14 protein-coding genes are annotated in these 12,306 nt (G+C 69.2%); 8 read left to right on the top strand and 6 right to left on the bottom strand.

The window, feature by feature from the left end; genetic code table 11:
• Positions 1-208 precede the first annotated feature (208 nt).
• Positions 209-715, bottom strand: coding sequence for a pyridoxamine 5'-phosphate oxidase (locus tag ACFQV6_RS09610; protein ID WP_378027025.1), 507 nt, complete (start codon positions 713-715; stop codon positions 209-211).
• Positions 716-790: 75 nt separating this feature from the next.
• On the opposite strand from ACFQV6_RS09610, the gene dcd reads away from it, so the two are divergent.
• The gene (gene dcd, locus ACFQV6_RS09605; RefSeq protein WP_378027024.1) at positions 791-1,369 is read left to right on the top strand and encodes a dCTP deaminase; all 579 of its coding nucleotides are present in this window, start codon (positions 791-793) and stop codon (positions 1,367-1,369) included.
• 14 nt (positions 1,370-1,383) lie between these two features.
• Here dcd and ACFQV6_RS09600 read toward each other — a convergent pair whose 3' ends face one another.
• Positions 1,384-1,860, bottom strand: coding sequence for a YcxB family protein (locus ACFQV6_RS09600; RefSeq protein WP_378027023.1), 477 nt, complete (start codon positions 1,858-1,860; stop codon positions 1,384-1,386).
• Positions 1,861-1,984: 124 nt separating this feature from the next.
• Between ACFQV6_RS09600 and ACFQV6_RS09595 the strand changes: the two genes are divergently transcribed.
• Positions 1,985-2,269, top strand: a complete 285-nt coding sequence (locus ACFQV6_RS09595; RefSeq protein WP_378027237.1) for a YciI family protein — start codon at positions 1,985-1,987, stop codon at positions 2,267-2,269.
• Between the two features lie 58 nt (positions 2,270-2,327).
• On the opposite strand, the gene ACFQV6_RS09590 is transcribed toward ACFQV6_RS09595, so the two are convergent.
• On the bottom strand, positions 2,328-2,870 hold the full coding sequence (locus ACFQV6_RS09590) for a phosphoribosyltransferase (protein WP_378027022.1): 543 nt from the start codon (positions 2,868-2,870) through the stop codon (positions 2,328-2,330).
• A gap of 171 nt (positions 2,871-3,041) precedes the next feature.
• On the opposite strand from ACFQV6_RS09590, the gene ACFQV6_RS09585 reads away from it, so the two are divergent.
• Together ACFQV6_RS09585 and ACFQV6_RS09580 are read left to right on the top strand one after the other, a co-directional pair.
• Positions 3,042-4,121 carry a PP2C family protein-serine/threonine phosphatase gene (locus ACFQV6_RS09585; protein ID WP_378027021.1) on the top strand — a complete coding sequence of 360 codons (1,080 nt, stop codon included), beginning with the start codon at positions 3,042-3,044 and terminating at the stop codon, positions 4,119-4,121.
• Positions 4,122-4,577: 456 nt separating this feature from the next.
• Complete coding sequence (locus ACFQV6_RS09580; protein ID WP_378027020.1) at positions 4,578-6,434, top strand: acyl-CoA dehydrogenase; 1,857 nt, start codon at positions 4,578-4,580, stop codon at positions 6,432-6,434.
• Positions 6,435-6,551: 117 nt separating this feature from the next.
• Here the strand turns inward: ACFQV6_RS09580 and ACFQV6_RS09575 are convergent, their stop codons facing one another.
• Positions 6,552-7,067, bottom strand: a complete 516-nt coding sequence (locus ACFQV6_RS09575; protein WP_378027019.1) for a SixA phosphatase family protein — start codon at positions 7,065-7,067, stop codon at positions 6,552-6,554.
• Positions 7,068-7,180: 113 nt separating this feature from the next.
• Here ACFQV6_RS09575 and ACFQV6_RS09570 point away from each other — a divergent pair, with 113 nt between their 5' ends.
• The gene (locus ACFQV6_RS09570; RefSeq protein ID WP_378027018.1) at positions 7,181-7,462 is read left to right on the top strand and encodes a DUF6458 family protein; all 282 of its coding nucleotides are present in this window, start codon (positions 7,181-7,183) and stop codon (positions 7,460-7,462) included.
• 56 nt (positions 7,463-7,518) lie between these two features.
• Here ACFQV6_RS09570 and ACFQV6_RS09565 read toward each other — a convergent pair whose 3' ends face one another.
• Positions 7,519-8,193, bottom strand: a complete 675-nt coding sequence (locus ACFQV6_RS09565; protein ID WP_378027017.1) for a hemolysin III family protein — start codon at positions 8,191-8,193, stop codon at positions 7,519-7,521.
• A 78-nt stretch (positions 8,194-8,271) separates the two neighbouring features.
• Here ACFQV6_RS09565 and ACFQV6_RS09560 point away from each other — a divergent pair, with 78 nt between their 5' ends.
• Genes ACFQV6_RS09560 through ACFQV6_RS09550 form a run of 3 tightly spaced genes read left to right on the top strand, consistent with a single transcriptional unit; the run spans position 8,272 to position 10,458 of the window.
• A complete protein-coding gene (locus ACFQV6_RS09560; protein WP_378027016.1) occupies positions 8,272-8,877 on the top strand; it encodes an allophanate hydrolase subunit 1 in 606 nt (201 codons plus the stop codon).
• On the top strand, positions 8,874-9,719 hold the full coding sequence (locus ACFQV6_RS09555; protein WP_378027015.1) for a biotin-dependent carboxyltransferase family protein: 846 nt from the start codon (positions 8,874-8,876) through the stop codon (positions 9,717-9,719). The genes ACFQV6_RS09560 and ACFQV6_RS09555 overlap by 4 nt, the downstream gene beginning before the upstream one ends.
• Positions 9,715-10,458, top strand: a complete 744-nt coding sequence (locus ACFQV6_RS09550; RefSeq protein WP_378027236.1) for a LamB/YcsF family protein — start codon at positions 9,715-9,717, stop codon at positions 10,456-10,458. Before ACFQV6_RS09555 ends, ACFQV6_RS09550 begins: the two co-directional genes overlap by 5 nt.
• Here the strand turns inward: ACFQV6_RS09550 and ACFQV6_RS09545 are convergent.
• A complete protein-coding gene (locus ACFQV6_RS09545; protein ID WP_378027014.1) occupies positions 10,455-12,257 on the bottom strand; it encodes an NHL domain-containing thioredoxin family protein in 1,803 nt (600 codons plus the stop codon). The genes ACFQV6_RS09550 and ACFQV6_RS09545 overlap by 4 nt on opposite strands.
• Positions 12,258-12,306: the final 49 nt, after the last annotated feature.

Below are 12,306 nucleotides of genomic sequence, written 5' to 3'. Positions count from 1 at the left end.
CCACTGTACCTGATTATCCAGCTCTGCGGCGGAACCGCCCCCCGCACTCAGCCAACGACTGCGAACGGCGGAACCGCCCACTCAGCCAACGACTGCGAACGGCGGAACCGCCCACTCAGCCGACGACCGCAGTCGGCGGAACCCAGCACTCAGCCGACAATTGCGAAGGGCGCAACCCCGCACGAAAGGGAAGGCCGGCCCCGCCCACTCAGCCGGCAACCGCGAGCCTCCGCCGTAAGTTGCTCGGAGCGCGCCACGTCTGGGCGAACGCGGGAACGAAAGGCGTCGCCGCCAGCGGCAGGGCTCCGGCCGGCCCGTGGTGGCGGAGCATCGCGGTCTCGACGGTCAGCTCGTAGAGGCGCCAGTCGACGTCGGGGGAGGCGTGGAGGGCGCCGGCCAGGTGGGTGATGGTCAGGGGGTCGTGGACGGGGAGGGCGTGGCCGGTGATGCAGGCCTCGTCGTCGTTGTCCTCGGGTGGGTAGGCGTGGAGGGCGTAGCGGCCGTCGCGGTCGAGGTCGCGGCGTTTCGGTGAGTCGACGATGAAGCAGTAGACGCCGTCGTCGGTGAAGACCGGGGAGACCGGGTGCACGCGGGGGCCGCCGCCTGCGCGAATGGTCGCCAGGTAGCCCATGCCGGGGCCGTACTGCTGGAGGAGCGCACGGATGCCGGCGGCGAGCATCGGCTCGGCGGCGGCGAAAACGGACCAGGAAGCCATGGGAGCATTCTATCGAACATACGTTCGACACATCCACCGAACACGCCGATTCGGACAGGTCGGTATGGTGTTGCGATGCTGCTCTCCGACCGTGACCTGGTCTCCGAGATCAAATCCGGGGACCTCTCGCTGGAGCCGTTCGAGCCGGCGCTCATGCAGCCGTCCAGCATCGACGTCCGGCTGGACCGCTTCTTCCGGGTCTTCAACAACCACCTGTACACGCACATCGACCCGGCCGAGCAGCAGGATGAGCTGACCGCTTCGCTGGAGGTCCAGGATGGTCAGCCGTTCGTGTTGCATCCGGGCGAGTTCGTGCTCGCGTCCACCCTTGAGGTGATCACACTCGGTCAGGCGCTGGCGGCGCGGCTCGAGGGCAAGAGCAGTCTCGGCCGCCTCGGACTGCTCACCCACTCCACGGCGGGCTTCATCGACCCGGGCTTCTCGGGTCACGTCACGCTGGAGCTCTCCAATGTGGCCAACCTGCCGATCAAGCTCTGGCCGGGAATGAAGATCGGCCAGCTGTGCATCTTCCGCCTGTCCAGCCCGGCCGAGCACCCGTATGGCTCCGCCGTCTACGGCTCCCGTTACCAGGGGCAACGCGGTCCGACGGCAAGCCGCTCGGCGCAGAACTTCCGGACCTGGCCGACCGCCTGAGGGTTGCCAGACGCCTAACGACGCCGCACCGGCAGGCCACCGGCCGCGGCCAGCACCAGCACCTGGTTGATCTCGGCGGCAGTCAACCCGGCCGTGGGGACCGGCAGAAGACGGGCTCCTCCGAGCCGGAAGACCAGCTGCCCTGAAAGCATCTCAACCGACCGAAAAGCCCGCCACGCGTACGAGTGCCGACTCTCCGCATCCGAACTGGCCAGCCCGTCGTCGCTGAACTCGAACGTGGTCACCTGACCAGCCCGGACACCTCTCCGGACGCCGTGATTGAGCAGCATCATCGGCACCAGGACGGCGAGCACCACCCCCAGCGTCAGCAGCGGCAGGCTCAACCCGCCGCCGGCGAGCTGCACCACGAAAGCCATGGCCAGCGTCGCCCACCCGGCCAGCCGGGCGAGAAGGAGGGGCTGTCGCAGGCCGTGGCGGGTGGCGGCCTCGATCAGAGCCGGGTCGGGGGCCGCGGTGATCTGGATCTGCACACCTGAAAAGTACCTTTTGCCCAGGCTGAACCGTCACCACCCGGACGGTCGGAACGGCGGCGGCAACGACGAGACTCCATCACCCGATCGGGCGGTCCGGCTCTACGATGGCCCCGTGTATCTGATGATTTCCACATACCTGAAGCCGCTCGCCGAGGTCGACGAGGCCCGTGAGGACCACCTCAGCTTCGTCGCCGAGCTGGAGAACCGTGGATTCTGTGTCACGGCCGGCCGGCAGGACCCCCCGAACGGCGGAATTCTGCTGCTGGATGTCGACACCGAGGCCGAGGCGCAGGCGCTGATCGCCGACGATCCCTATGTGCAGCGTGGCCTGGCTCACTACGCCGTGACCGGCTGGCACCCCACCCGTGGCGCCCTCGCGGGATATCGGCGGGTTCGCCCCGACTGAGTCGCAGGGCAACACCCAACGAATCAAGATCATCAGGCAGGCGTACGCCTGAAGCGCTCTAAGGATCGAGGTCCGCCCCCGCCAGCAGGCTCCTGATCCGCAGCTCCGCGGAGACGGCAGGCGGGCACTCGTCGACGATGACCGCCGTGCCCAGATACCGGCTGCCGAAGAGGTTCCGCAGGCCACGGGCCTGTGCACCGGTCGCGGCCCAGTCGTCGACGACGAGCACCCGGTCGTCGTCGCCGATCAGCCGGCTGCGTACGCCAAGGTGTTGCACGTCCCCCCGGTGATCGGCCGGCACCTCGGCCCAGATCATCGGTTCGGCGATGGGCCGGCGCGCCCCGGCCCGGTACGCCTCCACGAAACCCACCCCGAGCGCTCGGGCGACGAGCGGGCCGAGCAAAAATCCGGTTACTTCGGGTGCCACGACCACGGTCGGCTGTTCCGCGCGGAAAAAGTCACCCAGCGCAGTGCCCAGACCGTCGAGGATCCGCGGCTCGCGCCACCATCCGGAGCGGTCACTGACGAGATATTCGCTGTTCGGGCCGGGGTTGGTCCAGCGGAATTCGGAGCGCAGAAGATCACGGAGGTCGTCGGCCACGGGAACATCGTGTCACCACGCCGCCGTCCTTCGCGGACCGACCGACTGAGACCGGAACCACCCTGCGGTCAGACTCGGCTCAACCTAGGGGTCAAGTTGATGCCCGACATCCCGTCGATCGGGCATGCTGTCGGCGGAACAATGCCTACCTTCACGCCGGGCCGCCGCCCGATGAGTCCAGGGAACCGCGCCGGCCTCGGCGCGGCCCTTGTGCTGCTCGCAGTCGTGTCCGCCATGGAGCTCATGGACGGGCGCGCGGCCGGCTTCGTCGGCCTCCTGGCAACCGTGCCGTTCGTCGCCGCCGTCTTCGCCGTCTGGCAGGTGGTTCTCGGCATCGGCGTGGTGGCGACAGTCGTCGGTGCCGTCTTCGTCGGCCTCTCCGGCCAGAACCACACCGTCTACCTGATCAACCTGATCGGGATCATGCTCGCCACCGGGGTGGCGGCCGCCGGCGCCACGATCCGGCAGCGGCAGGCCGACCGGATCGGCGAGCTGCTGCGGCTGGCCGCGGTCGCTCAGCAGGCGGTGCTGCGCCCGATCGGACCGCAGGTGGGAGCGCTGGCGGTGGCCGGGCGATACATCTCGGCGACCGCCGCGGCGGACATCGGCGGGGACCTCTACGAGGCGCTGAACACGCCGTACGGGGTGCGGATCATCATCGGTGACGTCCGCGGGAAGGGCCTGGACGCAGTCCGGCTGGCGAGCATCGTGCTCGGGTCGTACCGGCACGTGGCCTATGAGCGGGCGGACATCAAGTCGATCGTGGCCGACCTGGACCGGGCGGTGGCGCGCAGCGTCGGCGACGAGGACTTCGTGACAGCGGCCCTGGTCGAGGAGCGCGGCGGCACGCTGACCATCGTCAACTGTGGACATCCCGCCCCGCTGCTGCTGCGGCGTGGTCAGGTCATCCCGCTGGAGCCGCCGGCCCCGGCGCCGCCGCTCGGCTTCATGCCCGAGGTGAAGGCGCGGGTCGAGCGCCTGGAACCGGGTGACCGGCTGCTGCTCTTCACCGACGGGCTGGGGGAGGCCCGCCGGGAGGGCGAATTCTTCCCGACCGCCGATCGCGCCTGGAGGCTGCTCGGCCACGGCACGGTCGGCGACGGTCTGGCGTCGCTCGAGACCGCACTGCACGACTGGGTGTACGGCCGTCTCGAGGACGACATCGCTCTGGTTCTGCTGGAGTACACCGGCACGGACGGCGGCACTGCCGTTCCGGTGCCGAGCTGGGAGGTCGGTGCCGCGGGCAGCTAGCGCAGGCGCTAGGTGCGGCCCGCGAGGCAGGGCCTAGGCCGCGGTCGTTTCCCCGGGTTCCGCGGGCGCCGGGGAGATCGGCGCCGGTGCCGGTGGAGCCGGGTCGGGCTGGCGGTGCCGCCCGACGTAATTGCGCGGCTGGTTGGCCTGGCGCGGCTCCGGAATCAGGCTTTTGATCGTGGCGAACATGGCGTCCCCCTGTTCGTGGCTGTCTATCCGGTGAAACGAGCCGCCCCGGCGGGCGATACGTGATCCGAGTGTCGAAGTCGGCAAATGGCCGAACGGTTGTCCCGCCGGCACCTGATCGGAGACGTTTCATCCACGATTCGACGGACAAGCGCCCCTTCCTGGTGGGTTCGGCGGAGAACCCTGCCCGGGTTGTCGTTGGCTACCGATCAGTAATACAGTGGGGTTACTGACGGGTAACTCGCGTCCGGGAGAGCGGGGCCAAGCACCATGACGCACTACAAGAGCAACCTTCGGGACCTCCAGTTCAACCTGTTCGAGGTCTTCGGAGCGGAGAAGGCGTTCGGCCAGGCTCCGTTCGACGGGATCGACGCGGAGACGGCCCGCGACGTGCTCGCCGAGGTGAACCGGCTGGCACGCGAGGACCTCGCCGCCAGCTACACCGACAGCGATCGCAACCCCCCGATCTTCGATCCGGCGACGCACACCGCGCCGCTGCCGGAGTCGTTCAAGAAGAGCTACGCCACCTTCATGGCGTCCGAGTTCTGGCGTCTCGACCTGCCCTCGGAGCTCGGCGGCACGTTCGCCCCGCGCACCCTGTGGTGGGCGATCGCCGAGCAGATCCTGGGTGCCAACGCGCCGATCTGGATGTATTCCTCCGGTCCCTCGTTCGCCCACGTGGCGCACACCGAGGGCAACGAGGAGCAGAAGCGGTGGGCGAAGCTCTTCGTCGAGAAGGAGTGGGGCTCGACGATGGTGCTCACCGAGCCGGACGCCGGCTCGGATGTTGGCGCCGGTCGCACCCGCGCCGTTCCGCAGCCGGACGGCTCGTGGCACATCGAGGGTGTCAAGCGCTTCATCACCTCGGGTGAGCACGACCTGACCGACAACATCATCCACTACGTGCTCGCACGCCCGGTGGGCGTCGAGGGCGAGGGTGGCCCGGGCACCAAGGGCCTGTCGCTCTTCATCGTGCCGAAATACCACTTCGACAGCGAGACCGGCGAGCTCGGTGAGCGCAACGGCGTCTACGCGACGAACGTCGAGCACAAGATGGGCATCAAGGTCTCGAACACCTGCGAGATGACCTTCGGCGAGCACGGCACCCCGGCCAAGGGCTGGCTGTTGGGCGACAAGCACGACGGCATCCGGCAGATGTTCATGATCATTGAGTACGCCCGGATGATGGTCGGCACCAAGGCGATCGCCACCCTCTCCACCGGTTACCTCAACGCGCTGGAGTATGCGAAGAACCGCGTACAGGGCGCCGACCTGGTGCAGAACACCGACAAGGCCGCGCCGCGGGTGACCATCACCCACCACCCCGACGTGCGCCGTTCGCTGCTGCTGCAGAAGGCGTACTCGGAGGCCCTGCGCGCCCTGGTGATCTACACGGCGTCCTGGCAGGACAAGGTCGCCATCGCCACCGCTGCCGGTGACGAGAAGGCCGCGAAGGCCGCGAGCCGGATCAACGACCTGCTGCTTCCGCTGGTCAAGGGCGTCGGCTCGGAGCGGGCGTACGAGCTGCTCGGTCACGAGTCGCTGCAGACCTTCGGCGGTTCCGGCTTCCTGCAGGACTACCCGCTGGAGCAGTACGTCCGGGATGCGAAGATCGACACCCTGTACGAGGGCACGACCGCGATCCAGAGCCTCGACCTGATCTTCCGCAAGATCGTCAAGGACAACGGCCGTGCGCTCGGCGCTGTCGCCTCCGAGATCCAGGGCTTCGCCGACAGTGAGGCCGGTAACGGCCAGCTCAAGGAGGAGCGGCTCGCGCTCGGCAAGGCGCTCGGCGAGATGCAGCAGATCCTCGGCACCACGCTCGGCTGGCTCCAGGCCGTGCAGGGCGGCGAGGCCCGCGAGCTCTACAAGATCGGCCTGAGCTCGCGCCGGGTCCTGCTGGCGCTCGGTGACGTCGTCCTCGCGTGGCTGCTGCTGCGCCAGGCTGAGGTGGCACTCAACGCGCTGAACACCGAGGTGTCGGAGGCGGACAAGGCCTTCTACACCGGCAAGATCGCGGCGGCCCGCTTCTTCGTACGCGAGATCCTTCCTCGCATCGGCTCCGACCGTCGCATCATCGAGAACACGAACCTGGACCTGATGGACCTCTCCGAGGACGCGTTCTGACCTGAGGCTTTTCCCACTCTCCTGAAAACGACGAGGGCCGGCGGACAATGACGTCCGCCGGCCCTCGTCGTTCTCCGAGGACCTGAGTGGACCACCCAGCGTGGGCCGGCGGCCGGTTCAGCCGCGGGCGGTGTGCTGCCTGGTCAGTCGCATCGACCCCGGCTCGGTCTGCGACCACGACCGGTCGCTGACGTGCACGGCGATCCCCGAGGTCTTCAGCTCGAGGGTGACGCCGGTGAACTGCTCGTCGGAGAGCAGCAGTGCGGACACTTCGGACATGGTCGGGTTGTGGCCGACGATCAGGACGGTGCGGACCTCGTCGGAGACCGCTCGCAGCAGGTCGAACACCTCGGTGCTCCCGCCGAAGTAGAGCCCGTCCTCGTAGTGCACCTCGGCCGACCGGGACGACCCGCCCTGTGCCAGCGCGACCGAGGCGGCAGCCCAGGTCTGCCGGGTGCGTTTCGCCGGTGAGCAGATCACCAGGTCGGGACGGAGCTTCTCGTCCGACAGCCAGGAACCGGCAGCGTCGGCATCGGATTCTCCCCGCTCGCTGAGCGCGCGGTCGTAGTCGGGGAAATCGCCGGGCGTCTCTGCTTTGGCGTGACGCAACAGGATGAGAGTCCGCGAGGTCATTGAGACAGCTTGCCTGATTGGAACTCGACACGTACGGGTAAACGGTCGATCGACGCATTCACCACGGTCGAGCGGGTCGCCCGGCCGAGCGGACACCAATCGAGGAGGGTCCGATGGGCATCGGCGCCAGCATTTTTCTGCTCGCTCTAGGTGCGATCCTGGCGTTCGCCGTGGAGGCCGACATCAGCGGTCTCGACATCGGCGTGATCGGCTGGATCCTGATGATCGCCGGTCTGGCCGGGCTGGTCATCACCCTGTGGTTCTGGAACAGCCGCCGCCGCACGGTGGTGACCCGGCAGACCCAGGCTCCGGTCGCCGGCACCGGCTACACGTCCGAGTACCGCGAGGTCCGTCGCGACGACGTTCCCCCGCCGCCCCCGCCGGCGTACTCCTGAATGGCCGGTGGCCCGGAGAGATTCTCTCCGGGCCACCGTTCTCAGATGCGAGCAGGTCAGGCGTACAGGGCGAAGTAAACAGCGATGTGGTGGCAGATCGCGGCCACCAGCGTGCAGGCGTGGAAGAACTCGTGGTGGCCGAATACGGTCGGCCACGGGTTCGGCCGCCGCAGAGCGTAGAAGACCGCCCCGACGGTGTAGATCAAGCCGCCCGCGATCAGCAGCACCAGGCAGGTGACGCCGCCGTGGAGGACGTCGGGCAGGATGGCGACCGCGGCCCAGCCGAGGGCCACATAGAGCGGCGCACCCGCCCAGCGGGGCAGATGCGGCCAGATCACCTTCAACGCGACGCCGCCGAGGGCGCCGCCCCAGACCAGGCTGAGCATCAGCGTGGCCTTTCCGGGGTCGAGCAGCAGCACACAGAACGGCGTGTACGTACCCGCGATGAAGATGAAGATCATCGAGTGGTCCATCCGGCGCATGATCTGGTAGCCGCGTTCGCTCCAGACCCGCCGATGGTAGAGGGCGCTCGTGCCGAACAGCCCGCACACCGTGACGCTGTAGATCAGGCAGCTCACGAACGGTGCGACGCCGGGTCGGCTGAACGCGATCGAACACAGCACGACGCCGCAGACGAGGGCAACGAAGAACGCGTACTGATGCAACCGGCCGCGCAGTCGCGGTTTACCGAGGTCGGCCGGCTTCATCCGGAACGGGGCTGAGGTTGTCACGCATCCCAGGTTACGGCACCGTAGGTTACTGGCAGGTAGTGATGCCGAATACGGTTGGCTGTCGCTGATGATTTCCTCATGAAGGTACGACGGGTGGGCGCCACCGCGTTGCTCATCGAATGTTCCGATTCCGACCACGTCGAAGACTGGCGTGCCGAGCTCTGGCGGCGCCGTCAGCGCGGGGAACTGCGGGTCACGGAGATTGTGCCGGGCGCGCGTACGGTCCTGCTCGACGGTGTGGAGCCGGGGACCGAGACCCTGCTGGCGGCTTGGGGACCGACTCCTGGTGAGGCCCGCGCGGCGGGGGATCTCGTGCGGATTCCGACAATCTTCGACGGTCAGGACCTGGACTCGGTGGCCGATCTCTGGCGGGTCACCACGGACGAGACGGTGCGCCGGCTGGTCGACACCCCGCTGATCGTGGCGTTCTGTGGCTTCGCGCCCGGTTTCGCCTATCTGCGCGGTTTTCCTGAGGCCTGGGCGGTGCCCCGGCTGGCTGCGCCGCGGCCTCGGGTGCCGGCCGGCGCGGTCGCGCTCGCCGGTGGCTACGCCGGCATCTACCCCACGGCCTCCCCGGGTGGGTGGCAGCTGGTCGGTCAGACCGACATAGATCTTTTTGACGTACGCAGGAAACAGCCCGCCCTTCTGTCACCGGGGACTCGCGTTCGGCTGGTGGCGGCGTGATCACCGTTCTGCGGGCGGGACCGCTCACGACCGTGCAGGACCTCGGCCGGCCGGGCTACGCGCACCTCGGAGTTCCGCGAGCCGGTGCGCTCGACGGCCCGGCGCTGCGCCGCGCGAACCGCCTGGTCGGCAACGTGCCGGAGGCGGCCGGACTCGAGACCACGCTCCTGGGTTGCAAGCTGCGCTTCGAGGAGGCGGCCACGGTTGCGATCACCGGAGCGGTGGTGACACTCAAGCTCGACCGGCAGCCGGTGGAGGGGCCTGTCGTACGGGTACCGGCGGGTGGCGTGCTGGAGGTCGGGCGTGCGGTGCGCGGAGTGCGGTCGTACCTGGCGGTGGCGGGTGGGATCGCCGTGGAGCCGGTGCTGGGCAGCCGATCCACGGACACCCTCGCCGGTCTGGGGCCCGAGCGGCTGACCGACGGGATGACCTTGCCGGTGGGGTCACAGCCGGACGGGTCCGAGCCGGGCGGGGACATCGCGGACCCTGCGTCACCGGACGTACCGGGCGGGGAACTCGTGCTCGGCATCCGGCTGGGGCCGCGCGACGATTGGTTCGAGGGTAGAGGGCTGTTTGTTTCCGCGTACGCCATCAGCCCTATGAGCAACCGGGTCGGTGCCCGGCTGGCCGGCACCGCCCTGACCCGCACCCGGGCCGGCGAACTTCTGTCCGAGGGTGTCGTGCTCGGCGCGGTGCAGGTGCCGGCGGACGGGCAGCCGATCATCTTCCTGGCCGACCACCCGACCACCGGCGGCTACCCGGTCATCGGTGTGGTGGATGACGTGACGCCGCTCGCGCAGGCCCGCCCGGGGACTACGGTTCGTTTTCGTGACCTCGATTGATCTCAACGCGGACCTCGGCGAAGGCTTCGGCGCCTGGAAACTCGGCGACGACGATGCCCTGCTCGACGTCGTGACCTCGGCGAACGTGGCCTGTGGCTTCCACGCCGGCGATCCGTCCACGATGTACCGGGTGTGCCGGTCGGCCGCGGAGCGAGGCGTCGCCGTCGGCGCTCAGGTCGGCTACCGCGATCTCGCCGGCTTCGGCAGGCGGCGGATCGACTACGCCCGGGACGAGCTGCGCGACGACATCCTCTACCAGATCGGCGCGCTGGAGGCGTTCTGCAAGGCCGCCGGCGATCGGGTCCGCTATGTGAAGCCGCACGGTGCGCTCTACAACACCGCGGCCGTGGACGAGGGCCAGGCTTCCGCGGTGGTCGCCGCGGTACTCGCCTACGACGCCTCGCTGCCGGTGCTCTGCCAGCCCGGATCGGTACTGGCCGGGCAGGCTGCCGCGGCGGGGCTGACCGTTGTCGGAGAGGGCTTCGCGGACCGCGGCTACCTGCCGGACGGCCGGCTGGTGCCACGGTCCGCCCCCGATGCGCTGGTCCACGAGGTGGGCGACGTCGTGGACCGGGCGGTACGCATGGCCGTCGGCGGCGAGGTGGTCGCCGCCGACGGCTCAGTGATCGCGTGCCCGGTTCGCTCCATCTGTGTGCACGGGGACACGCCCGGAGCGGTCGAGCTGGCACGTGCGGTACGGGACGGGCTGTCCGCCGCCCTGGACGTTCGCCCGTTCTAGCCGGCGCTCGGGTCGACACCCCGCAGGATCAGCGGCAGCCGGTCCGGCCCGGCCCGGTCGATCACGATCGGTACGCCCCAGTCCTGCCGGGTCAGGTGGCAGGCGCCGTACTCGGCGTCCACGTCACACGTCGCGGCCTGCGCCACCACCTGGAGGATGCCCTTCGGCACGTCGGGGTTGAGAACCAGCCGCCGGGACAGCTCGGTGGTGACGCCGTCGCCCTCCAGCAGCAGCTCCGCCGGGGAGGCCGAGACGGTGAGCCGCAGCGGGGAACCGAACTGGCTGTCCAGCTTCTGGCCCGGCGCCGGCGTGAAGATCACGTCGAGGGTGACCTCGCCGGGAGCCAGGTGCGACGGTGGGCGCTCCGTCCGGTGCCGCTCGCCGGTGACCGTCTTCACCACACCGGGAGCGAGACGGATCAGCCGGTGCGCGGCCGACTCCACCACGATCACCTCGTTGGTCGCCGTCACGAGCACATCGCTCGGCTCGGCCAGACCGGAGTCCACCGTGGAGACCTCGTTCGCCGCCGGGTCGAAGCGGCGGATGGCGCCGTTGTAGGTGTCGGCCACCAGGACCGAGCCGTCGGGCAGCGCGGCGACGCCGAGCGGGTGCTGGAACAGCGCCTCCGCGGCCGGGCCGTCCACGTGGCCGAAGTCGAAAAGGCCCTGGCCGACCGCTGTGTGCAGCACGTTCTCCTCGACGTAGCGCAGGGCCGAGGTCTCGCTGTCGGCGATCCAGAGGCGCTTGCCGTCGGCGCTGACCGAAAGGCCGGAGGGCTGAGCCATCCAGACGTCCGGCAGGGGACCATCACGCAGCGCCTCGACAGTGGTGCCGGCGTAGACGCCGACGGTCCGCTTGATCGGGTCGAACCACCACAGCTGGTGAATGCCCGCCATCGCGATGATGACCCTGTCGTCGTACCAGGCCAGGTCCCACGGCGAGGAGAGATCGGTGGCAAGCGCGTCGTGCGGGTGGTCGTCCACAGCGGAACGCCACGGCTTGCCGGAGCCGGCCACCAGGGTGATCTCGCCGGTGCTGGTGTCGAGCGCGCGCAGCTGGTGGTTGACCGTGTCGGCGATCACCACGTCGTAGCCGGCCATCGAGGCCACCTGCTCCGGCAGCACGACCAGGCCCTGCGGCTCGCTGAACGGCTCACCCCGCGTCTCGCCGCCGATCCGGCGGACCAGCGTCTCACCGTCGGGCGTGACCTCGACCAGGGAGTGCCGGGCCGAGTCGGAGACCAGCAGGTTGCCGTTCGGCAGCTCGATCGCCTTACCGGGGAAACGGAGCAGGCCGTCGGGGGTGGGCGGAGGAACATAAGGCCCGTCGCCGCGGTGCAGGGTGCCGTCCGCCTCGTGCTTGACGATCAGCTCGTCGATCAGGCGGGACAGGCCTTCGGCGTGGCCCTCACCGGCCATCGAGGCGACCAGGTAACCCGTCGGGTCGACCACGGCCAGGGTGGGCCAGGCCTTCGCGGCGTACTGCTGCCAGAGGTGCATGTCGCCGTCGTCGATCACCGGGTGGTGCACGCCGTACCGCTCGACGGCGGCGGCCAGGGCGGCCGGGTCGCGCTCGTGTTCGAACTTCGGCGAGTGCACGCCGATCACGACGAGGGCGTCGCCGTACTTCTCCTCCAGCGGCCGCAGCTCGTCCAGGACGTGCAGGCAGTTGATGCAGCAGAAGGTCCAGAAGTCCAGGACCAGGATCTTTCCCCGCAGATCGGCCAGGGTGAGGGCCTTACCGCCGGTGTTGAGCCAGCCGCGACCCTTGAGTTCGGGTGCACGCACGGATGAGTTCATCCGCCCATGGTGCCCTAACGCCGCGGTCCCGGATGATCGGGACCGCGGC

Source organism: Actinoplanes sp. GCM10030250 (assembly GCF_042666575.1).
Classification (GTDB): Bacteria; Actinomycetota; Actinomycetes; order Mycobacteriales; family Micromonosporaceae; genus Actinoplanes.
The sequence above is the reverse complement of the archived record's forward strand: the minus strand, read 5'-3'. Positions and strand labels throughout refer to the sequence as shown.

Coding starts and splice junctions, on each gene's coding strand:
- ACFQV6_RS09610 (WP_378027025.1), bottom strand. CDS start 715: ATGGCTTCCTGGTCCGTTTTCGCCGCCGCCGAGCCGATGCTCGCCGCC.
- dcd (WP_378027024.1), top strand. CDS start 791: ATGCTGCTCTCCGACCGTGACCTGGTCTCCGAGATCAAATCCGGGGAC.
- ACFQV6_RS09595 (WP_378027237.1), top strand. CDS start 1,985: ATGATTTCCACATACCTGAAGCCGCTCGCCGAGGTCGACGAGGCCCGT.
- ACFQV6_RS09585 (WP_378027021.1), top strand. CDS start 3,042: ATGAGTCCAGGGAACCGCGCCGGCCTCGGCGCGGCCCTTGTGCTGCTC.
- ACFQV6_RS09580 (WP_378027020.1), top strand. CDS start 4,578: ATGACGCACTACAAGAGCAACCTTCGGGACCTCCAGTTCAACCTGTTC.
- ACFQV6_RS09575 (WP_378027019.1), bottom strand. CDS start 7,067: ATGACCTCGCGGACTCTCATCCTGTTGCGTCACGCCAAAGCAGAGACG.
- ACFQV6_RS09570 (WP_378027018.1), top strand. CDS start 7,181: ATGGGCATCGGCGCCAGCATTTTTCTGCTCGCTCTAGGTGCGATCCTG.
- ACFQV6_RS09560 (WP_378027016.1), top strand. CDS start 8,272: ATGAAGGTACGACGGGTGGGCGCCACCGCGTTGCTCATCGAATGTTCC.
- ACFQV6_RS09545 (WP_378027014.1), bottom strand. CDS start 12,257: ATGAACTCATCCGTGCGTGCACCCGAACTCAAGGGTCGCGGCTGGCTC.